The following is a 22,081-nucleotide window of genomic DNA, read 5'->3' on the forward strand; positions in this document are numbered from 1 at the left end:
CCTGAATAGACTTTGGTAACCGCCATTAATTAACAGCCCCCCATTCAGCCAATTTTGTATTCCATGCGGTATATTCTGGTGAGGGGAGTTTGAAGAAACCAATGGAATATCTTTCAGGCGTAGCCTGAAGCAATAGGGTACACACCAGATCCTGAAGCCAGGTCGTATTTTCCACATTTTCAAATTTCTGTATATCTTTAAGCTTATTTATTGATTCATATACATAAATCAATGAATCTCTTATGTTTTGATATTTCTCATTCTGAGCAGCGTGTTTGTTAGGGAAAATAAAACTTGCGACTTTCCACCAAAAACTTTTAGGGGAATTATGTATTTTTAAGTTGTTTACTGCATCTCTGATGATTGGTTGCAATCCTGTTTTACTGCTCAGTAATAGTGGTGGCTGGTTTTTTAATTCTAGCAATGCTACTGAATCAGCATCGAATTTGCTGAAGTGAGCGTTAGTATACTCGTCAATGGTTTTTTTTGTTTTTTTCTAGTGTTTGGTAATCACCTTCAAGCATATCTGCTTTAGAAAGGGCTAATGTATGGTTGATTGTGTTGGTGTTTTTTATATCTGATTGGTAATTGCCATTAAGCCTTATGTTTAATAAGGTTTTAAAAATTTTACTGATTTGAGAACATGTTAAGTATAATTTATAACTATTCTCAATATCACTTTTCAATTTTTCAATGTCAGCTTGAGTTGGCACAAATTCTTTAATAATTAACTGCGGTTCTTCAATGGTTGATATTGGTAACGGATGCTTACGTACTTCTATTTTAATATTTCCACCCAGAAGTCTATTAAACGCTTTAGCTATTCTGGTAATTTTGAATATTCTGTTCAGTGCGCCATTTTGGTTTAAGATATCATCTAATTTATTAGAGAGAGTTCCACTACCGTGACCTTTTAATATTTGTTGAATTAGTTCGGCTATTTTTTCCGGTTCTGTCGGTAAATGCCTTACTCTGACTATGTTTTTCCCTGAAATCTCAGGTAGCTCTATATATTTATGAATATCTTTATTTTCATTATTAATTTCGCTTAACAGATAACCGATATGTAATTCTTGATTTTTAGGGGTGTCAATATACTCTTGCAACCAGTTTCTAATGTCGTTTCCTATAGCACTGATGGTTGCATCATCAAGTTTTTCGTTTATTTTTATTCTTGTTGGCAACGCGTCATCTATTGATGAAGTTGATGGTTGTTCAATTCTGTGTTTTTTGGCCAATGCATGGTAGTTATGAATTGACTTACTCATATTCCCAAGCTTGTTTTTCTTTGATGTATTAAATACATTGATTGATTTTATAAATATACTGTCTTTGTTCTTGTTTTGATTCTTTTGGGTTTTACTTAACAAGGAAGGTGTAGATGTTTGATTGATTTTTTGGAGCTTTGAACCAAATCCACTACGCACTTCATCGGAGAGAGGCTTTAATACCAGTTGTGTACTATTCGTTAAGTTTGTCACTTTTGGCATAGTAATCATCTCATATTTATTAGTGGAGATGATATTATTGCTAAACATTATTAACAACGCTTTCAAGAAGTGATTATTTTATTAGATAATTAACTAGTATATTAGATGTCTATGTTCAGGGTTGAGAGTGAAAATAATAGTATTGCAGAGAATTTCATTTGCTGACATTTCGCTAATGCGGAACAGTTTTCATTTATTGGTATTGCGAATGAAAATATGCCGTCCCAGCCAGAACAAAAATCGCTCCAGGCTGGAAGGCATGCACCGGTTTTTCAATCAGCTAGCTTTTATTCGTTTGCTGATTGGTGGTTGATTCAACCTTGATTTCAATAATTGGCGCTGGGGTTTTACGTAGTGGAATCCGCAGACGTTGCGCCAGAATGACACCGGCCAGTGTAATTCCCCCGCCAATCAGGTGATAGCTGTGTAATTGTTCGTGCAGGAAGCTTACGGCAATAATGGCGGTGAATACCGGAGTCAGATTCATAAAAATCGATGCGGTATTGGCACCTAAACGCATCACGCCGTGAATCCACAGGTAAGGCGCGATAATTGACGCAGGGATACCAGCAAATAGCACCAACGGAATATTTTGCGCGGTAAGCTGCACATCGCTTGCCAGCAGGAAATTAGGGATTAACAACAGCACACCAAACACAATCTGCATGTACAGAGATTGCCAGTTAGGTAGCTGAATATTCCAGCGTTTGGTGAGTACGCCGTACAGAGCGTAAGAGGTAGAGGCCGCCAGCATCATCGCCTCACCTTGACCAATACCGTGCTGTAGCAACTGCGCCGGATCGCCAGCGCTCACCAGCCACACCAGTCCACCCAGCGATAAAATACTGCCTAAAGCGATGCCTACTGTGGGAGCAACCCGCAGTACGACAATACTGATTAATACGGTTAACAACGGAATAAGCGAGCTGAGAATCCCCATAAACAGGGCGCTAACGCTGTGTGCCGCATAATAAGCCAGGCTTTGATACAACACCATTCCCAGTAGGCCCAGAATGAACAGTTTCCACCAGTAAACCTTAATCGCCGGCCAGTTGCGAATCACGCCCATGAGTAAAAAAGGGGTAAGGGTGATAAACGCCAGTAACCAGCGATAGAAAGAGATTGCCGCTGGGTCGATAGCCGTGGCAGAGATTTTACTGACCACGGCATTGACCGACCAAATGATCACCGCGAACAGAGGGAAAAGCACATTCATGATAACTATTCTCATTTAAACTAACTTGTACGCTAGTCTACTCCTGTCTGATTTATTATATATACTGATAATCGGACAAGATTCAGCGCAATTAAGACATTTGCTCGGTAGCGAACGCCTTAGCCACAACAATCTGATTAACCATGGTGTCTCAATGATGGCTTCTTCCTTGCTACCCAAGGCGCTGGCTGCGCCACCTAAAACCCTGTTGCTCCGTTGTGAGGAACTCAATGCTGATACGGAGTTTTTGCCGCATTCTCATCAATATGGGCAGTTAATTTGCGTCAAATCTGGCGTCGTTGCCATGAGCGTCGGTGGGCAGCGCTTCCTTGCTCCGCCAGAGTTCAGCCTATGGATACCTAGCGGAATGGAGCACTCTAGCTATAATCGGCGGCCAACCCAATATCGGGCCATAGATATTGCGTTGGATTTATGCAAAGAGCTGCCGGATTCTCCCTGTCTGATTAACTTTAGCCCGATCATTAATGTCATTCTGGAAGATTGCTTTACGCGCGGGATGTCTGCGCCGCAGACGCCGCAGGATCACCGTTTGGTGCAGGTGTTGATCGACCAACTGAAAATATCACCGATACAACGCACTTATTTGCCCACCTCGCAGGATAAACTGCTGGCACCCATTCTATCCGCGTTGGAGCGCTGTCCGTCAGACAATACGTCGTTATCTCAATGGGCTAAACGGGTTTACAGCACCGAGCGCACGTTATCTCGCCGCTGCCAGAGGGAATTAGGCATGCCTTTTAGCGAGTGGCGGCAAAGACTGAGGTTTTTACATGCTATTTCTCTATTAGAACAAGGAAAAACCGTAAATAGCGTGGCGTTGGAAGTGGGATACAGCTCGGCGTCGGCCTTTATTGTTATGTTCCAGCAAATTTCAGGCACCACGCCGGAGCGTTATCGGCGCGGACAATAGATTTTCCGAAGAAAGCCTCAGTTATAACGTTGGGTTCGAGTTCATTCAGTGGCAAAATAGCGCCCATCTTTTTCATCGGTATGGCAGCGCGCTGTCGGAGAGCAAAGTGAAAATTCTGGTTGATGAAAATATGCCTTACGCCAAGGACCTGTTCCAGCGTTTAGGTGAAGTGCAGGCGGTGCCGGGGCGACCAATTCCCCTTGAGGCTTTGACCCACGCGGACGCGCTGATGGTGCGCTCTGTCACTAAAGTCAACGCGGAATTGTTAGAAGGCACTGGCATCGGTTTTGTTGGCACCGCTACCGCGGGCACGGATCATGTGGATGAGGTCTGGCTACGTCAGCAGGGGATCGGTTTTTCGGCGGCTCCCGGCTGTAATGCTCTCGCGGTGGTGGAATACGTTTTTTCTGCCCTGATGATGATGGCGGAGCGCGATGGATTCCATCTGCGTGATAAAACCGTCGGAATTATTGGTGTAGGTAATGTGGGGGCGCGGCTTAATGCGCGCTTGCAAGCCTTAGGCGTTCGGACGTTATTGTGCGATCCCCCGCGTGCGGATCGGGGGGATTCAGAAGAATTCTGGCCGTTGGAAAAACTGGTGCGGGAAGCGGATGTGCTGACTTTCCATACGCCGTTAAACAAAAGTGGCCCTTATCAAAGCCTGCACATGGCGGAGGCCGAGCTGCTGGCCGCACTGCCGGATAACCGTATTCTGATCAATGCCTGTCGTGGTGCTGTCGTCGATAACGCGGCGCTGCTGAAGGCGTTGGAAAAAGGTAAAAAACTCAGCGTGGTATTGGACGTGTGGGAACCTGAGCCAGAGCTATCGCTGCCACTATTGGCGCGGGTGGATATTGGCACGCCACATATCGCCGGTTATACGCTGGAAGGCAAGGCGCGCGGCACCACGCAGGTATTTGAAGCTTTCAGCCGGCATATTGGTCAGCCGCAATCGGTGGAATTGTCCTCATTGTTACCTCAGCCGGAATTTAGCCATATTCGGTTAAATGGCGGGTTGGATGAAGGCAAATTAAAGCGATTAATGCACTTGGTGTATGATGTGCGCCGCGATGATGCGCCGTTGCGACAGGTTGCCGGTATTAAAGGCGAATTTGATCGGCTGCGTAAGCATTATCAAGAACGTCGTGAATGGTCATCGTTGTGCGTACAGTGCGACGATGAGGCCAGCGCAGAATTACTGCAAAAACTGGGCTTCACGACTCAGCTTTTGTAGGCATTTCAGTTTGTCAGCGAGTTAAACGCTGCAAATGACCTGAATTTAGATTATCAAGGCGGTATTGACCGCCTCTTTGTATTTGAACGAATTATTGTGGAGAAAACCAACATGTCTGACGGCTGGAATATTGCTCTGTTAGGAGCGACGGGCGCAGTAGGTGAAGCTTTACTGGAGCTGTTACAAGAGCGCCAGTTCCCGGTTGGTGAATTGTATCCTCTGGCCAGCGAGCGTAGCGCCGGAGCCACGGTGCGTTTCAATGGCAAAAGCCTGCTGGTGGAAAATGTGGCAGAGTTTGACTGGTCGCAGGCCCAGTTGGCCTTCTTTGTGGCAGGCAGCGAAGCCTCTGCGCTGTATGCGGAGGACGCCGGTAACTCCGGTTGTCTGGTGATTGATAGCAGCGGCCTGTTCGCCATGGAACCCGACGTTCCGCTGGTGGTGCCAAGCGTCAATCCGCAGGTTCTGGCCGATTATCGTAACCGTAATATCGTAGCGGTAGCCGATAGCCTCACTAGCCAGTTACTGACGGCAATCAAACCGCTGACCGAGCAGGCCGGTTTGTCCCGTTTACACGTTACCAGCCTGATTTCGGCTTCTGCTCACGGCAAAGCCGCCGTGGATGATTTAGCCGGTCAAAGTGCCAAATTGCTGAACGGTATTCCGGCTGAAGCTGCTATCTTCCCGAAACAGCTGGCGTTTAACGTCTTGCCACTGCTGGCGGACGAAGAGGGCAGCGTGCGTGAAGAGCGCCGCTTGGTCGATCAGGTGCGCAAAGTGCTGCAAGACGAAGGCCTGCCGATTTCCGTCAGTTGCATTCAGTCGCCGGTTTTCTACGGTCATGCACAAGTGGTTCATTTGGAAGCCTTGCGTCCTATCGCTTCTGATGAAGCTCGCAGTGAACTGGAAAGCTGTGAAGATATTCAGTTGACGGAAGAAGATGATTTCCCAACGCAGGTTAGCGATGCTTCTGGCAGCAACTATCTGAGTATTGGTTGTGTGCGTAACGATTACGGTATTCCTGAGATTCTGCAATTCTGGTCCGTTGCCGACAATATTCGCTTCGGCGGCGCGCTGATGGCAATCGAAACCGCAGAGCGCCTGTTGCAGGAGCAACTGTACTAATGTCTGAGCTTGAATTATCCCCGCAGCCGGAGCAGGCGGCGGGTCTGAAGATCGCGCTGGGCATTGAATACAACGGCAGCCGCTACTTTGGCTGGCAGCGTCAGCAAGAAGTGGCCAGCGTGCAGGCCTGTCTGGAAGCGGCGTTGACCCGAGTGGCCAACGAGCCTATCACCGTGCAGTGCGCCGGTCGTACTGACGCAGGCGTGCATGCAACCGGTCAGGTAGTACATTTTGTCACCTCAGCGGTGCGAAAAGATGCGGCCTGGACCATGGGCGTCAATACCCATTTGCCACCGGATATCGCGGTGCGCTGGGTAAAAACCGTCAGTGAAGATTTCCACGCGCGTTTCAGCGCTACCGCGCGTCGCTATCGTTATGTGATTTATAACCATCGCTATCGTCCGGCTATTTTGGCGCAGGGCGTGACCCACTGCTATATGCCGTTGGATGCGGAAAAAATGGCGCGCGCGGCGCAGGCGCTGTTGGGGGAAAACGATTTTACCTCGTTCAGAGCGGTGCAATGCCAGTCCCGCACGCCGTGGCGAAATGTAAAACATGTAAAAGTTTCCCGACAGGGCGCTTATATCGTGGTAGATATCAAGGCCAACGCATTTGTTCATCATATGGTGCGAAATATCGTTGGCAGCTTGATTGAGGTTGGATGCGGTAATCAAGACGAAAACTGGATTGCGGAGCTATTGGCGCTGAAAGATCGAACCAAAGCGGCGGCAACGGCGAAGGCCGAAGGGTTATATTTAGTGGCGGTAGATTATCCGGAACATTTTGATTTACCTCAGGTACCTATGGGGCCGTTGTTTTTGGCTGACGATGAGTTCTTAGCTGTGAAAAGCTTTTAGCTAAGCATGGTTTTTAGCTGAGAATAACTTTTGGCTAAGAAAGACTTTGGGTTGAGAATAGTGTCCGGGCGACTAGTCAATATATTTAGAGCAACTCATCTACCTGATTCAGGTGGGCGGCGGTGCGCTCGCTAATTGAGAGTGTTTATGGAATTCATACGGTTCGTTATTGATTTTATTCTGCATATTGATGTCCATCTGGCAGAGTTGGTAGCGCAGTACGGTATTTGGGTTTATGGCATCCTGTTTCTGATTTTATTCTGTGAAACCGGTCTGGTTGTGACGCCGTTCCTACCAGGGGATTCCCTGCTGTTCGTCGCTGGCACGCTGGCTGCATTGCCAACCAACGATCTCAATGTACATACCATGGTGGTTTTAATGGTGATCGCCGCAATTATCGGTGATGCGGTTAACTACACTATTGGCCGCGTATTTGGTGAAAAGCTGTTCAGCAATCCTGATTCGAAAATATTCCGACGCGCCTATCTGGATAAAACTCACCAGTTTTATGAGAAACATGGCGGGAAAGCGATTATTTTGGCTCGATTTGTTCCTATCGTGCGCACATTTGCGCCGTTTGTCGCCGGTATGGGTAAAATGTCCTATCGTCACTTTGCGGCGTATAACGTGATAGGGGCGTTGGTATGGGTGTTATTATTCACCTATGCTGGTTATATTTTCGGAAACGTGCCTTTTGTGCAGAACAATCTGAAATTACTGATAGTAGTGATTATTGTTGTTTCCATTTTGCCGGGTGTTATTGAGGTTTGGCGGCATCGCCGCGCGGCTACCCGCCAGAAAAATAAGTAAAAATGTTGCAGTAACCAAGGGTTCGACCAGTTTTTTATCCACAGTGTCGGGCCAATATGGTTTAATGTGTAACATTAATGGTCTGTTCCTGCGGACACTCCGAGAACCTGTGCCTAATCACGCTTCGTTGGCGTGGTGTTTGGGCACTTTTTGTTGGCAGTGTTTTCAGGGAGATGGTTACAGCATGAACAGCGGACTGGCATCGGCCAGGTTCAAACAGAAAGGTCATCGATGAGCTGGATTGAACGAATTCTTAACAAAAGCAACATCACGCAAACCCGTAAAGCGAGTATACCTGAAGGGGTGTGGACAAAATGCGATAGCTGTGGGCAGGTTCTGTACCGCGCCGAGCTAGAGCGTAATCTGGAAGTTTGTCCTAAGTGTGATCACCACATGCGTATGTCGGCGCGTCAGCGTTTACATACATTGTTGGATGCAGGCAGTGAAGTTGAACTGGGCAGCGAACTGGAGCCGAAGGATATCCTGAAGTTTAAGGATTCCAAAAAGTATAAAGATCGCCTTTCTGCAGCGCAGAAAGAAACCGGTGAAAAAGACGCATTGGTCGCAATGAAAGGCACTTTGTACGGTATGCCTATCGTTGCGGCTTCCTTTGAATTCGCTTTTATGGGCGGTTCAATGGCTTCCGTAGTGGGCGCACGTTTTGTCCGCGCGGTAGAACAGGCATTGGAAGACAATTGCCCTTTGGTCTGCTTCTCCTCCAGCGGCGGCGCCCGTATGCAGGAAGCGTTGATGTCATTGATGCAGATGGCAAAAACCAGTGCGGCGTTGGCAAAAATGCAAGAGCGCGGCTTGCCTTACATTTCTGTTCTGACCGATCCGACCATGGGGGGCGTTTCCGCCAGCCTGGCGATGCTGGGTGATATTAATATAGCCGAGCCAAAAGCGCTGATCGGCTTTGCCGGCCCGCGTGTTATCGAGCAGACCGTGCGCGAGAAGCTGCCACCGGGCTTCCAACGCAGTGAATTCCTGATCGAGAAAGGCGCGATTGATATGATCGTTCGCCGTCCGGTCATGCGTGAAACCTTGGCCAGCATTCTGTCTAAACTGACCAACCAGCCGCAGCCTATCGTGGCTGAAGCCAAAACTGTCGTAGTCGAAAACGACGATGCAGTAGAAGGCTAATTCGGCCTGCGGGCATCACTTTTACCGAGTGATGCCCGATTATCGCTGACAGAAATTGCGAGCTAAAGGTTGATTAACCACAGGGTAATTTAACCGGCGTCTGTCAGGCGTTCTGCCTGGCGAACACCATGGAATGAATCCAAGGCCAGTGACGGGACTCATGAATAATCATCAAATCCCCCAAGCCACGTCGCCTTTAGCCGCGTGGCTTTACTATCTTGAGCGTTTACATTTTCAGGCCATTGATATGGGTCTGGAGCGTATCAAACAGGTTGCCGAGCGGCTCGAACTGCTAAAGCCGGCGCCTATCGTTTTCACCATCGCCGGTACCAACGGTAAAGGCACCACTTGCTGTACGCTGGAAGCGATTTTACTCGCCGCCGGTTTACGAGTGGGCGTCTACAGTTCCCCACATTTGCTGGAATACACCGAGCGGGTTCGCATTCAAGGCCATGAGTTGCCTGAATCTGAACATAGCCAATCTTTTGCCTATATCGAAGCCGGTCGCGGCGACATTTCCCTGACTTATTTTGAATTCAGCACGCTATCCGCTTTGCATCTGTTTAAACAGGCAAAACTGGACGTGGTGATTCTGGAAGTTGGGTTGGGTGGGCGTCTGGATGCAACCAATATTGTGGATTCAGACGTCGCGGGCGTAACCAGTATTGCGTTGGATCATACCGACTGGCTGGGTGCAGATCGCGAAAGTATCGGTCGCGAGAAAGCCGGCGTATTCCGCGCCGGTAAGCCTGCGGTGGTCGGCGAGCCGGATATGCCAAACTCCATCGCCGCTGTAGCTAAAGAGTTGGGCGCGCATTTGTATCGCCGCGATGAAGCCTGGAAATTTAGCCAACAGGATTCTAGCTGGAACTGGCAGTGCGGAGCCTCTGAACTAAAGGATCTGCCGTTGCCAAACGTCCCCTTGGCTAATGCAGCCACGGCGTTGGCGGTATTGCACTATTCGCCGCTCCAGATCGCTGAGGAAGCTATCCGTCAGGGGCTGATCGCGGCGCAGTTACCGGGGCGTTTCCAAATTGTCAGTGAACGACCTATGCTGATTCTGGACGTTGCTCACAATCCTCATGCCGCCGGTTATCTCGCCGATCGCCTGTCTCAATTACCGGCGACCCAGGGTAAAGTTCGCGCGGTAGTGGGGATGCTGGCGGATAAAGATATCCCAGGTACGCTGGCGTGTTTAAGCCCGCAGGTTGATGAATGGTACTGTGCGCCGCTGGAAGGGCCGCGGGGAGCCAGCGTGGCAGCTTTGGCGCAGCATCTTGAAGCATCGCGGCAATTTACCGATGTGGCAACGGCGTGGCGTCAGGCCATGCAGGATGCGACAGCGGAAGACGTGGTTATCGTGTGTGGGTCTTTCCTTACCGTGGCTCATGTGATGGAAGCATTGAAAACGGGGAGTGTGAGTGGCCAGTAAATTCCAGAACCGTTTAGTGGGTACCGTCATTTTGGTGGCGCTGGGCGTCATTTTATTACCCGGTTTGCTGGATGGTAAGAAAAAGCATTATGAGGATGAGTTTGCCGCTATTCCATTAGTACCTAAGCCCGGCGATGCGGAAGAAATCGACGTGGTGCCGCCGGTGAACCAGCCTTTACCGACGCAGCCGCCAGAAGGTGCAGCGGAAGCCCTCGGAGCCAATAAAGGTGAAGAATCAGCCTCTCAGGCAGCTAACGATGCAGGTAGCGTTGCAACTCCGCCACTGGTCGTCAGTAAGCCTATTGAAACTAAGCCTGTACCGCCAAAACCGGTAGAGGTTAAGCCGATAGAAGTTAAACCGATAGAAGTTAAACCAATAGAGAAGAAACAGGCCGCGCCTAAACCGGTTGAGGTGAAACCTAAGCCTGAAGTTAAGCCGATAGAAACCAAACCTGAGGCGAAAGTGGAAGAAAAAGCGCCGACAGGACAGGCCTATGTGGTTCAACTGGGGGCGCTGAAAAACGCGGCCAAAGTGAATGAGATCGTAGCGAAGTTACGCTTATCGGGTCATCGCGCCTATACCGTGCCGGCTACGCCGGTTCAGGGTGAAATTACCCGCGTATTCGTTGGCCCGGATGCTTCAAAGCAGAATTTGCAATCGGCGTTGCCTGAACTGAATGCCCTAAGCGGCCTGAACGGGCAGGTTAAGGCATACAATACCGGCCGCTAAAGTGATTTACCCTTGTCCCGCCGCGGTAGAACGACGGCTGGCAAGGGGTTATAGCTAAGTTTGTGCGGCGATTGTTGTTTTTAAAATCGCCGCACTTTATTTATCGGAGCGCAGGAATTCCCCTACGCAAACGTTTTCTTTTTCTGTTAGAATTCGCCGCGAACAGGATGTAGGGGCGATTTCATCATTGGAATAGTCATGGTTTGGATTGATTACGTCATTATAGGAATTATCGGGTTTTCTGCTTTAGTCAGCTTGATCCGGGGTTTTGTCCGTGAAGCATTGTCACTTGTGACATGGGGATGTGCGTTTTTTGTTGCCAGCCATTTTTATGCTTATCTTGCCATTTACTTCACGCGTTTTGAAGACGAACTCGTACGCAATGGCATCGCGATCGGCATCTTGTTCATTGCGACATTGATCGTCGGAGCAATTGTTAACTACGTGATTGGCTCGCTGGTTGAGCGTACCGGGTTATCGGGAACGGACAGAGTGTTGGGGATCTGTTTCGGCGCACTGCGAGGTGTGTTGATCGTTGCCGCCATGCTGTTCTTTCTGGATACCTTTACCGGCTTCTCACAAAGTGAAGACTGGAAACAGTCGCAGTTGATTCCGCAGTTCAGTTATATCATCAGGTGGTTCTTTGACTACCTGCAGAGCACGTCGAGTTTCTTGCCGAATCAATTACCGATTCGGAGCGGCTTATGAGGAAAGACACATGTGCGGTATTGTCGGTATCGCCGGTTTTACACCGGTAAACCAGTCGATTTATGATGCGTTAACGGTGCTTCAGCACCGAGGTCAGGATGCCGCAGGCATCGTCACCATTGATGCCAATAATGGATTCCGTCTGCGTAAAGCGAACGGTTTGGTGAAGGATGTTTTTGAAACCCGGCATATGCTCCGGCTGCAGGGAAATATGGGCATTGGTCACGTCCGCTACCCAACCGCCGGCAGCTCCAGCGCCTCTGAGGCCCAGCCTTTCTACGTTAACTCACCGTTTGGTATTACGCTGGCTCACAACGGCAATCTGACTAACGCTCACCAGCTGAGAAAGCAGTTGTTCGAAGTCTCCCGCCGTCATGTGAATACCACTTCTGATTCAGAAATTCTGCTAAATATCTTCGCCAGCGAACTGGATCGCTTCCAACATTATCCGTTGGAAACAGACAATATTTTTGCTGCCGTTGCCGCCATGCATCAGCTTATTCGCGGTGCTTATGCCTGCGTAGCGATGATCATAGGCCACGGTATGGTTGCTTTCCGCGATCCGAACGGTATTCGCCCTTTGGTGATTGGTAAACGCACCCTGGTTGATGGCCGTAATGAGTATATGGTTGCCTCTGAAAGTGTGGCGCTGGATACGCTAGGCTTTGAATTTCTGCGTGATGTGGCTCCGGGCGAAGCGGTGTATATCACCGAAAAAGGCCAGTTGTTTACTCGCCAGTGCGCAGAAAATCCTAAGTACAATCCTTGCTTGTTCGAGTATGTCTATTTTGCTCGCCCTGATTCCTTTATCGATAAAATCTCGGTCTACAGCGCCCGTGTACGCATGGGTCAGAAGTTAGGGGCTAAAATTGCCAAGGAATGGGAAGATCTGGATATCGACGTTGTTATTCCGATTCCTGAAACTTCCTGCGATATCGCGTTAGAAATCGCCCGTATTCTGGATAAACCGTATCGCCAGGGTTTTGTTAAAAACCGCTATGTGGGCCGTACCTTTATCATGCCGGGGCAGCAGGAACGCCGTAAGTCTGTGCGCCGTAAACTGAACGCCAACCGCGCCGAGTTCCGGGATAAAAACGTGCTGCTGGTGGATGATTCCATCGTGCGTGGCACTACGTCCGAACAGATCGTGGAAATGGCTCGCGAAGCCGGAGCGAAGAAAGTTTACTTTGCTTCCGCTGCGCCAGAAATTCGTTTCCCTAACGTTTATGGCATTGATATGCCGAGTGCCAATGAGCTGATTGCTCACGGACGTGAGGTTGACGAAATCAAACAGCTGATCGGCGCCGATGCCCTGATTTTCCAGGACTTAAGCGATTTGATTGACGCGGTAGGTGAAGACAATCCGGATATTACTCAGTTCGAATGCTCGGTATTTAACGGCATTTACGTCACTAAAGACGTCGATCAGAGCTATCTGGAATATCTGGAGTCTTTACGTAGCGATGACGCTCAGGCGTTGCGTAGTCAAAATGAAGCAGAAAACCTTGAGATGCATAACGAGGGGTAATTCTCCGCACGCTATTTCGCTGGTTCAGTAGCGTTGCAGCGTTAAGTGCCAAGGGGCTTTCTGGGTATTAAAAAGGTGCAACCGGCTAATCAAAGCGGTGCACCTTTTTTTGTCATATCTTGCTAATATTTCTGTGATACGGCACAGTTTGTCCCTATTCCATTATTTTTCCGCATTTTTCTTTGAATACGCGGCCAGTTTGAGGCAGTTCTTCATGAGGCGACTTATTATCGGTATTTCCGGCGCTAGCGGGGCGATTTACGGCGTTCGGCTATTACAGGTGCTGCAAAGCGTCGCTGATGTGGAAACCCACCTGATTATCAGTAATGCTGCCCGGCAAACTTTGGCGCTGGAAACGGATCTGAGCCTGCGAGATGTACAGGCGCTGGCCGACGTGGTTCACGATGCCCGAGACATTGCTGCCACTATTTCCTCCGGTTCCTATAAAACCACAGGCATGGTGATTCTACCGTGCTCGATCAAAACCCTATCCGGCATTGTACATAGCTATACCGACGGACTGCTCACGCGTGCTGCCGACGTTGTGCTGAAAGAACGCCGCCCGCTAGTCCTGTGCGTGCGTGAAACGCCGCTGCACTTAGGCCACCTGCGCCTGATGACACAAGCTGCTGAATTAGGAGCGGTTATTATGCCGCCGGTGCCGGCTTTCTATCATCGGCCAACCAGCGTACAGGATATTATCGACCAAACCGTTAATCGGGTAATAGATCAGTTTGATATCGAATTGCCTCAGGATCTGTTTGTTCGTTGGCAAGGCTCAAATTAACAATATTTCCCCAAATTGATACATTTGTGCAACATCGCACTAAAATTAAACAGATTATGCACCACAATGATCCTGCTTAGTTTCCTGCGTAGTTGGACGAATTTCGCATTTTGTCCTGTTTGCGGGCGCTGACGTCTTTCGAACTGTCGATTTTAGTGGTTATCGCGCTGATAATGGGACTGATGGAAATCCTTTCATTATTCGTCATTACTGGCACGATTACTGCAAATTGATTTACGAAAGCTCAGGGACGACAAAATAGCAACGTACTCCGTGGCATCGAAAATCAATTTGAGGGTAATGTATGAAAAAGCAGATATTGGCCATTTCTATGGTACTGGCTCTGGCAACCGCCAGCAGCGCCTTTGCTGCCATACCTAAGACGTTGAAAGTAGGCACCGATCCTACTTATGCGCCATTCTCGTCTAAAAATGCCAGCGGTGAGTTGGTGGGTTTCGATATTGATTTAGCGAAAGAACTCTGTAATCGCATTGATACTAAATGCACCTTTGTCGACAGCGATTTCGATGCGCTGATCCCCTCTCTGAAAGCGAAAAAAATCGATGCCATCATCGCATCCTTGTCCATTACTGAGAAACGACAGAAAGAAATTGCCTTCACTGACAAACTCTACGCGGCGAACTCTCGCCTGATTGCCCAGAAAGGCTCGACCATTCAACCCACGCTGGAATCTCTGAAAGGCAAGCGCATTGGGGTATTGCAAGGTTCAACCCAGGAAGCGTTTGCCAATGCTTTATGGCAGCCCAAAGGGGTAGATGTGGTGGCTTATCAGAATCAGGATCTGATTTATGCCGATCTGGCTTCTGGTCGTATCGACGCGGCCTTCCAGGATGAAGTGGCAGCTAGCGAAGGCTTCCTGAAGCAAAAAGGCGGCAAAGATTATGCCTTTGCCGGTCCTTCGGTAAAAGATGACAAATTCTTCGGCGTGGGTACTGGTATGGGCTTACGTAAAGATGATACCGAACTGAAAGCGGCGCTGGATAAAGCCTTTGCCGAAATGCGCAAAGACGGCACTTACGACAAGCTGGCGAAGAAATACTTCGATTTTAACGTTTACGACTAGTTTTACCGACAGGTTGCTCAGCCTCTGCCGCAATGGCAGAGGCAATTTCTGACAACCAACCAGACCCACACTCAGTGATAGCAGGAAAAACCGATGCTGGATGGATATTCCAAACTGATATTTGATGGTGCGCTGGTGACGCTGGAATTAGCGTTGTGCTCGGTGCTGCTGGCCTTGGTGATAGGCATGGTGGGCGCTGGGGGGAAATTATCCGCTAATCGCTTGTTGTCCGGCGTATTTGAGTGTTACACCACCCTGATTCGCGGGGTGCCTGATTTGGTCTTAATGCTGCTCATCTTTTACGGTTTGCAGATCATCTTAAATTCCATCACTGAATCTCTGGGATTCAGTCAGATCGATATTGATCCATTATCTGCCGGTATTATCACGTTGGGTTTTATTTACGGCGCGTATTTTACCGAAACCTTCCGCGGTGCCTATATGGCCGTTCCCCGTGGGCAAATCGAGGCGGCGACTGCTTTCGGTTTTTCCCACAGCAAGATATTCCGTAGGATTATGTTTCCCGCCATGATGCGCTACGCCTTGCCCGGCATTGGTAATAACTGGCAGGTGATCCTAAAAGCAACGGCCTTGGTCTCCATTCTGGGTTTAAACGATGTGGTTAAAGCCACGCAACTGGCGGGTAAAGGGACTTACGAGCCGTTCTTCTTTGCTATGGTGGCCGGTGCGGTTTATCTGATCTTCACCACGTTATCCAATGGTGTGCTGTGGTGGCTGGAACGCCGTTATTCTCAAGGTGTGAAGAGGGCTGAGCTATGATGGATATTCTGCATCAATACTGGCAGTCACTGCTTTGGAGCGATGGCTACCGTTTTACCGGCGTGGCGATAACGCTGTGGCTGCTGATTTCTTCGGTGGTGATGGGCGGGCTGCTGGCGATTCCGCTGGCTGTAGCGCGGGTTTCACCAAATCGCGCGATTAGCCTGCCGGTATGGTTCTTCACCTATATCTTTCGCGGTACGCCTCTCTACGTACAGCTTTTGGTGTTTTACTCCGGTATGTACAGCCTAGAAATTGTGCGCGGCAGCGAGTTTTTAAACGCCTTTTTCCGCAGCGGGCTGAATTGCACCATTCTGGCGCTGACGCTGAATACCTGTGCCTACACCACGGAAATCTTTGCCGGAGCCATCCGGGCGGTGCCGCAGGGGGAAATTGAAGCGGCGAATGCCTATGGTTTTTCCCGATTTAAGCTCTACCGCTGCATTATTTTACCTTCGGCGCTGCGTATCGCCTTACCGGCTTACAGTAACGAAGTCATTTTGATGCTGCACTCCACGGCGCTGGCTTTTACCGCCACCGTACCGGATATCCTGAAAATCGCGCGGGATATCAACGCCGCGACCTATCAACCTTTTTACGCTTTTGGCATCGCGGCGGCGCTGTATCTGATAATTTCATTTGGTTTGATCAGCCTGTTTCGTCAGGCGGAAAAGCGTTGGTTGGCACATATTAAGCCGCAGTCGACGCATTAAAGGTTTATCCCGTCGGGGCTACGGGATGGGGCATTTTAAATCAGGGATGCGCAGGCTCCCCGCTGGCGCCAAGTACGGAGAGAATGATGATAACAACATCCGAAACCAAATTAGCCGTGATCGAGCTGCATAAGCACTATGGCGAGCATGAAGTATTAAAAGGCGTATCGCTATCGGCGAAAGCCGGTGACGTGATTTCCATTATTGGATCATCAGGATCGGGGAAAAGCACCTTTTTACGCTGTATCAACTTTCTGGAAAAACCCAGTGAAGGTTCGATTAGCGTGAATAATCAAGACATAAAGTTAGTTCGTGATAAAGACGGGCAACTGAAAGTATTCGATAAAAAACAGCTGCAACTGTTGCGTACCCGCCTGACGATGGTATTCCAGCATTTTAATCTGTGGAGCCATATGACGGTGCTGGAGAACGTTATGGAAGCGCCAATTCAGGTGCTCGGCCTGAGCAAATCGGTGGCGAAGGAGAGAGCGATTCGCTATCTGGATAAGGTTGGCATTGATGAACGGGCGCGGCAAAAGTATCCGGTTCATCTGTCTGGCGGCCAGCAGCAGCGGGTTTCCATTGCGCGGGCGCTGGCGATGGAGCCGGATGTTTTGCTATTTGACGAACCGACTTCGGCGCTGGATCCTGAGTTAGTAGGAGAAGTGCTGCGAATTATGCAAAAACTGGCGGAAGAAGGGAAAACCATGGTGGTCGTGACTCATGAAATGGAGTTTGCCCGCCACGTTTCCAACCATGTGATATTTCTGCATAAAGGTGTTATTGAGGAAGAAGGGCCACCGGCCGAATTGTTCGGTAATCCGCAAAGTGCGCGCCTGAAACAGTTTCTTTCAGGCGCATTGAAATAATCAAAAAAATGGATAATTAGAGGTGCGGACGAGGAAGCGGCTTTTGCAGCACATCTCGCAGCGCCTCTTCCAAATCAAAATAACGGAAACCGAAACCAGCCTCTTCTATACGTTTCGGCAATGCTCTTTGGCTGCCTAACACCAATACCGCGGATTCTCCCATCAGTAGCCGGATAACGGTGGCAGGGACGCGCATAAAGGCCGGGCGATTCAATACGTCCCCCAGCGTGGCGCTGAACTGCTCATTATGTACCGGATAAGGCGCAACCATATTGAACGGGCCGTGCAGCTCGTCGCTGGTTAGCAGGTAATGAATGCCATTGACCATATCATCCAGATGAATCCATGGCAGATATTGGCGTCCATCTCCGATAGGTCCGCCCAAGCCCAGCCGGAAAATCGGCAACATTTTTGCCAGGGCACCTCCGTCGGCAGCCAGCACTACGCCGGTACGCAACAAACACACGCGCGTCTGCGGGCTTTCTGCCGCCAACGCCAGATTTTCCCAACGTTGGCAAAGCTGATGGGTAAATTCATCATGAGGAGTTTCTTCCTCAGTGACAAAAGAGTCGCCCTGATCGCCGTAAAAACCCACGGCAGAGCCAGAAATTAGCACTTTAGGCGGTTGCTGACCGGCTTTAATCAGATTGGCGATACGCTCGGTTATTTGCCAGCGGCTTTGGCACAGACGTTCTTTTTGCTGCGCCGTCCAGTGCTTATCTGCAATAGGTTCACCGGCGAGGTTAATTACCGCATCAAAGTCATCGAGGTTCTGTCGGTCATCTAGCGTAGACCAGCAGGTAACCTGTTGACCTAACACCCGTTTAGCGCGCTCGGGATCGCGGCTCAGCACGGTCACGGTGTGCGAGAGGCTTAGCAGTCGCTGGGTCAGGCTGCGGCCGATCAGCCCTGTTGCGCCGGTTATCAAGATACGCATGGTAAACCTCCGTTTATCTCTGGCCCAGTTTCACCCTCGGCGCAGTTCCTGATGATCTAATCATCACATCAGTTTGTCTGCGGAAAATCTGAGTAAAAAGTCTTTTTCGCGCTCTTTTAGCATAGGCGATCCGGGGCATTTATCCCACGATAGAGAGCACATCCTGAGTGAATTATTTCTAACAGGCTGCGGCGATAAATGGCCAGTAACCAAATGATATTTCGATTAATAAACCGCGAAGAAACGGATAAAACGAGGCATTCCAGAGAAAATCACTGGATTGCTCAAAATATTCGATTAATGACTTATCTCTTTACTTTCGCTGCCGATAACACTTTATAGGTATTGGCGAATGAGTATGAGCGAGAAAGCGATGAGCTGCCAGCGCGGTGAAATAGCAAGCCTGAGTTCGAAATAGAGCAGGCAACGCGGTCTGCGAAGTCATCAGCTTGCCGGTGTCTGTGTAGGGGATTTTCTGATATGAGGTATAAATGCCCCACTGCGGGGCATTGATGGCAACTTAGCTGGCTTTGGCTAGCTCATAGGCGCGTAGCGTTGCCGGGCGGCTGGCAATGCTCTGGAACCAGCGTTCGACGGCGGGATAGTCGGCCAAATCGATATTCTGATTTTTATGGGAAACAACCCAAGGATAAGTGGCGATATCGGCAATACTGTAATTTTCACCGGCCAGGTAGGCGTGTTTTTGCAGTTGGGTATCTAACACACCGTACAAGCGCTGGGTTTCTTTCTGATAGCGTTCAATGGCGTAAGGTATTTTTTCGGAAGCATAAATGCTGAAGTGATGATTTTGGCCGAGCATAGGGCCAAAACCGCCGACCTGCCAGAACAGCCATTGCAAGGTTGCCGTGTGTTCACGTAGCTCAGCGCTTAGAAATTTACCACTCTTTTCAGCCAGATACAGCAAGATTGCGCCGGATTCAAAAATACTGATGGGATCGCCGCCGCCGTCTGGACGATGATCGACAATTGCCGGGATCTTATTATTCGGTGATATAGCGAGAAAATCCGGTTTGAACTGATCGCCGGCGCTAATATTTATCCGGTGAAGATTATAAGGTAGTCCAGCTTCCTCTAAAAACAGGGTGATCTTGTGTCCGTTAGGGGTTGGGGCGTAATAGAGATCGATCATAACATTCTCCAAAGCGACATCAGACAGGGGGAAATAACGACTTCATTTGTTTTTTAACACCAAAACAGGCTCAGGCACATGGAAACAAGGTAACAAACTGAGAGTGAATAAGTGAAGATAAATTGATCTACGTATTGTCCACAAATCTACAGTAAATAAGAGAATTCAGTGTGACTTTGATAGGTTACCTGAATCAAAATCACTTCAACGCTGGGGCACAATTTAGCCATAAATATGACGAGTCCCCTTATTTATACTTGCTTGCAGGATTTCTGCTAGAGTGGAAACACTGTGTCGAGGGAGCTTAAGTACACATGAAACTCAATATTGAGATTAACTGCTCTTATGTATGTGAGCCGATATACAGGAAGGATGGCAGCCTACTCGCTGCTGAATTGCTCAGCCGTTTTACGACAAAACCTTTGGATTTACCGATTAATCCGGAAGATTTTTTTAACGAGTTAGACAGCGAGGGGAAAGGAAAACTGTTCCGCGATCAGCTGTTGGCAGCGCAGAAGTATAGCCAGTGGTTTATCGATAATCAGGTACTGCTTTCCATCAATATTGATTTTGATACGGCAGGAATTATTGTCAGAGACAGCGAATTGCAGGCGTTACTAAATACCATGCCGTTTTTGCGTCTGGAATTAATGGAGACTTTCTCCAATTTATCCGATGGTAACAACAATCCGTTGCTGCGAGACTTGGTTAAACTCTATCCACTATGGTTAGACGATCTTGGACGCGGAGATTCCAGTCTGAACGCGGTGACGGCCAATATCTTCGAATATGTCAAAATTGATAAGCACTTTTTCTGGCAGCATAATAAGCACACCTTCCCAATTCTGATTAATAACGTCAAAAAATACTGCGAAGGCGTTATCGTTGTTGGCGTAGAAAATCAGATCGAATCCGAGCAATTGCAGGGCAGTAATATTGATGCCATGCAGGGTTATTTATTTAACTCTCTGACTTTGGATGAACTGACCCAAACACCCCGCTAACAGGTCGTTAAGTTATGCGGTTAACTTTCCTGCACCAACTGACGATTTTCTCTACGATAATACCGGTATTGCACAAATGAAGGCGCTGTTTTACTCAATGCGCTGGTAATAAGTCGTTTATTCTCGGAATAATCTCAATTATTGAATGTTAAACTAGGCCGTATTTATTAATGAGGGCTGAGACGGCGATAACCTGCCAGACGCCGTTGCTGATGATCAAAAATAAGGTGATGCCATGAAGTTAATGTTTGCTTCTGATCTACATGGTTCGCTTACTGCAACCGATAAAGTATTGGAAATTTTTAACCGTAGCGGTGCGCAGTGGCTGGTTTTGTTAGGTGATTTGCTCAACCACGGGCCGCGTAATGCTTTGCCGGAAGGCTATCAGCCGGCGCAGGTTGCCGAGCAACTTAACGCTTACGCTGATCGGATTATTGCCGTGCGGGGAAACTGTGACAGTGAAGTGGATCAGATGTTGCTCAACTTTCCGATGATGGCACCCTGGCAGCAGATTATTTTACCGGAAAGACGGTTGTTTTTAACCCACGGTCACCTTTATCATCCTGCGGAACGTCCTCCATTGCGTTGCGGGGATGTCTTGGTTTATGGTCATACACATCTGCCGCAGGCTCAGCTACAGGGTGATGTTTTTTGTTTCAATCCCGGCTCGGTCAGTATTCCTAAAGGCGGTAATCCAGCGAGCTACGGCATGTTGGATCAAGGTGAGTTGCAGGTTTTGACCCTACAAGATGATAAACCTCTTGCCCGGTTGGTTTTAACCGATGAGTTTTAAACGCCGAGGGTTATCGTCGGTTAAAAATACGCGTTTTACACATACTTATAATGTTGTTTTTGAAAAACACTTGATCAACAAATGCGCGCTTATCGTCGCGCCCAGATAGAAGGTTTCAGAGGATGGTGGAGCAAAATCCAACAGTGAGCACGGAATGGGTTGATATTGTTGATGAGCAAAATGAAGTGATTGCTCAGTCCAGTCGTCAACAAATGCGTGCTCAACGTCTGCGCCATCGTGCTACCTATATTGTGGTGCATGATGGTATGGGGAAAATTCTGGTACAGCGTCGTACTGAAAGTAAAGACTTCTACCCGGGTAAACTCGATGCAACGGCGGGGGGAGTGGTGCAAAGCGGTGAAAACTTCCTCGAATCCGCCCGTCGTGAAGCGGAAGAAGAATTGGGTATTGCCGGCGTGCCTTTTGCCGAGCACGGCCTGTTCTATTTTGAAGAGGAGTGCTGTCGCGTGTGGGGCGCATTATTTAGCTGTGTTTCTCACGGGCCTTTTGCGCTGCAAGCGGAAGAAATTGATGAAGTGCGTTGGATGTTGCCGGAAGAAATCACCGCTCGTTGTGATGAATTCACTCCGGATTCTCTGAAAGCGCTATCTTTGTGGCTGAGCCGCAATAACGAACAGGATTACGGTAAGATTACCGTTCGGGAAGATTAACTTCGCCGATAATCTCGCGGTTATCAATAAGTGTTGCTGGCAATGAATAACAAAAGGCTCCGAATAATCGGAGCCTTTTTCATATCGAATAT

The 22,081-nt window shown here is 48.8% G+C and carries 23 protein-coding genes; 18 read left to right on the top strand and 5 right to left on the bottom strand.

Features of this window, described 5'->3' with window-relative positions; all coding sequences use genetic code 11:
* Positions 1 to 25: 25 nt before the first annotated feature.
* The 3 genes from PL78_RS16500 to PL78_RS16510 all read right to left on the bottom strand — a co-directional run bounded on the left by PL78_RS16500 (position 26) and on the right by PL78_RS16510 (position 2,706).
* On the bottom strand, positions 26 to 424 hold the full coding sequence (locus PL78_RS16500) for a hypothetical protein (RefSeq protein WP_145933974.1): 399 nt from the start codon (positions 422 to 424) through the stop codon (positions 26 to 28).
* A 49-nt stretch (positions 425 to 473) separates the two neighbouring features.
* Positions 474 to 1,490, bottom strand: coding sequence for a hypothetical protein (locus PL78_RS16505; protein WP_145933976.1), 1,017 nt, complete (start codon positions 1,488 to 1,490; stop codon positions 474 to 476).
* Between the two features lie 280 nt (positions 1,491 to 1,770).
* Complete coding sequence (locus PL78_RS16510) at positions 1,771 to 2,706, bottom strand: DMT family transporter (protein ID WP_064517157.1); 936 nt, start codon at positions 2,704 to 2,706, stop codon at positions 1,771 to 1,773.
* 157 nt (positions 2,707 to 2,863) lie between these two features.
* On the opposite strand from PL78_RS16510, the gene PL78_RS16515 reads away from it, so the two are divergent.
* From PL78_RS16515 to hisP, 15 genes are all read left to right on the top strand, one after another.
* Positions 2,864 to 3,637, top strand: coding sequence for an AraC family transcriptional regulator (locus tag PL78_RS16515; RefSeq protein ID WP_128821785.1), 774 nt, complete (start codon positions 2,864 to 2,866; stop codon positions 3,635 to 3,637).
* A 106-nt stretch (positions 3,638 to 3,743) separates the two neighbouring features.
* Positions 3,744 to 4,871, top strand: a complete 1,128-nt coding sequence (pdxB, locus tag PL78_RS16520) for a 4-phosphoerythronate dehydrogenase PdxB (protein ID WP_064517161.1) — start codon at positions 3,744 to 3,746, stop codon at positions 4,869 to 4,871.
* A 111-nt stretch (positions 4,872 to 4,982) separates the two neighbouring features.
* A complete protein-coding gene (locus tag PL78_RS16525; RefSeq protein ID WP_064517163.1) occupies positions 4,983 to 5,993 on the top strand; it encodes an aspartate-semialdehyde dehydrogenase in 1,011 nt (336 codons plus the stop codon).
* Positions 5,993 to 6,850 (top strand): tRNA pseudouridine(38-40) synthase TruA, encoded by an 858-nt coding sequence (gene truA, locus PL78_RS16530; RefSeq protein WP_064517166.1) that lies wholly within the window; start codon positions 5,993 to 5,995, stop codon positions 6,848 to 6,850. Before PL78_RS16525 ends, truA begins: the two co-directional genes overlap by 1 nt.
* Positions 6,851 to 6,997: 147 nt before the next feature.
* Complete coding sequence (locus tag PL78_RS16535; RefSeq protein WP_064517168.1) at positions 6,998 to 7,660, top strand: DedA family protein; 663 nt, start codon at positions 6,998 to 7,000, stop codon at positions 7,658 to 7,660.
* A 231-nt stretch (positions 7,661 to 7,891) separates the two neighbouring features.
* A complete protein-coding gene (gene accD / locus PL78_RS16540; protein ID WP_064517170.1) occupies positions 7,892 to 8,803 on the top strand; it encodes an acetyl-CoA carboxylase, carboxyltransferase subunit beta in 912 nt (303 codons plus the stop codon).
* A 160-nt stretch (positions 8,804 to 8,963) separates the two neighbouring features.
* Positions 8,964 to 10,235, top strand: a complete 1,272-nt coding sequence (gene folC / locus PL78_RS16545; RefSeq protein WP_064517171.1) for a bifunctional tetrahydrofolate synthase/dihydrofolate synthase — start codon at positions 8,964 to 8,966, stop codon at positions 10,233 to 10,235.
* On the top strand, positions 10,225 to 10,965 hold the full coding sequence (dedD, locus tag PL78_RS16550) for a cell division protein DedD (protein ID WP_064517173.1): 741 nt from the start codon (positions 10,225 to 10,227) through the stop codon (positions 10,963 to 10,965). Before folC ends, dedD begins: the two co-directional genes overlap by 11 nt.
* A 198-nt stretch (positions 10,966 to 11,163) precedes the next feature.
* Positions 11,164 to 11,673: a colicin V production protein gene (gene cvpA, locus PL78_RS16555; RefSeq protein ID WP_064517175.1), complete on the top strand. Its 510-nt coding sequence runs from the start codon at positions 11,164 to 11,166 to the stop codon at positions 11,671 to 11,673.
* 10 nt (positions 11,674 to 11,683) lie between these two features.
* Positions 11,684 to 13,201 (top strand): amidophosphoribosyltransferase, encoded by a 1,518-nt coding sequence (gene purF / locus PL78_RS16560; RefSeq protein WP_064517177.1) that lies wholly within the window; start codon positions 11,684 to 11,686, stop codon positions 13,199 to 13,201.
* A 214-nt stretch (positions 13,202 to 13,415) separates the two neighbouring features.
* On the top strand, positions 13,416 to 13,988 hold the full coding sequence (locus tag PL78_RS16565; protein WP_049597006.1) for a UbiX family flavin prenyltransferase: 573 nt from the start codon (positions 13,416 to 13,418) through the stop codon (positions 13,986 to 13,988).
* A 304-nt stretch (positions 13,989 to 14,292) separates the two neighbouring features.
* Positions 14,293 to 15,072: a lysine/arginine/ornithine ABC transporter substrate-binding protein ArgT gene (argT, locus tag PL78_RS16570; RefSeq protein WP_064517179.1), complete on the top strand. Its 780-nt coding sequence runs from the start codon at positions 14,293 to 14,295 to the stop codon at positions 15,070 to 15,072.
* A gap of 93 nt (positions 15,073 to 15,165) precedes the next feature.
* Positions 15,166 to 15,852, top strand: a complete 687-nt coding sequence (locus tag PL78_RS16575) for a histidine ABC transporter permease HisQ (protein WP_064517180.1) — start codon at positions 15,166 to 15,168, stop codon at positions 15,850 to 15,852.
* Positions 15,849 to 16,565 carry an ABC transporter permease gene (locus PL78_RS16580; protein WP_064517182.1) on the top strand — a complete coding sequence of 239 codons (717 nt, stop codon included), beginning with the start codon at positions 15,849 to 15,851 and terminating at the stop codon, positions 16,563 to 16,565. The genes PL78_RS16575 and PL78_RS16580 overlap by 4 nt, the downstream gene beginning before the upstream one ends.
* 83 nt (positions 16,566 to 16,648) lie before the next feature.
* Positions 16,649 to 17,434: a histidine ABC transporter ATP-binding protein HisP gene (hisP, locus tag PL78_RS16585; protein ID WP_064517183.1), complete on the top strand. Its 786-nt coding sequence runs from the start codon at positions 16,649 to 16,651 to the stop codon at positions 17,432 to 17,434.
* A 16-nt stretch (positions 17,435 to 17,450) separates the two neighbouring features.
* Here hisP and PL78_RS16590 read toward each other — a convergent pair whose 3' ends face one another.
* Both PL78_RS16590 and PL78_RS16595 read right to left on the bottom strand, forming a co-directional pair.
* Positions 17,451 to 18,371: a TIGR01777 family oxidoreductase gene (locus PL78_RS16590; RefSeq protein ID WP_064517185.1), complete on the bottom strand. Its 921-nt coding sequence runs from the start codon at positions 18,369 to 18,371 to the stop codon at positions 17,451 to 17,453.
* Between the two features lie 520 nt (positions 18,372 to 18,891).
* Positions 18,892 to 19,521, bottom strand: a complete 630-nt coding sequence (locus tag PL78_RS16595; RefSeq protein WP_064517187.1) for a glutathione binding-like protein — start codon at positions 19,519 to 19,521, stop codon at positions 18,892 to 18,894.
* A 314-nt stretch (positions 19,522 to 19,835) separates the two neighbouring features.
* Here PL78_RS16595 and PL78_RS16600 point away from each other — a divergent pair, with 314 nt between their 5' ends.
* From PL78_RS16600 to yfcD, 3 genes are all read left to right on the top strand, one after another.
* Complete coding sequence (locus PL78_RS16600) at positions 19,836 to 20,525, top strand: EAL domain-containing protein (protein ID WP_064517190.1); 690 nt, start codon at positions 19,836 to 19,838, stop codon at positions 20,523 to 20,525.
* A 235-nt stretch (positions 20,526 to 20,760) separates the two neighbouring features.
* A complete protein-coding gene (gene yfcE, locus PL78_RS16605; protein ID WP_064517191.1) occupies positions 20,761 to 21,318 on the top strand; it encodes a phosphodiesterase in 558 nt (185 codons plus the stop codon).
* A gap of 122 nt (positions 21,319 to 21,440) precedes the next feature.
* Entirely contained in the window at positions 21,441 to 21,989 is a 549-nt protein-coding gene (gene yfcD, locus PL78_RS16610) for an NUDIX hydrolase YfcD (RefSeq protein ID WP_064517193.1), read from the top strand.
* Positions 21,990 to 22,081 lie beyond the last annotated feature (92 nt).

The sequence above is a fragment of the Yersinia entomophaga genome, from assembly GCF_001656035.1.
Lineage (GTDB): Bacteria > Pseudomonadota > Gammaproteobacteria > Enterobacterales > Enterobacteriaceae > Yersinia > Yersinia entomophaga.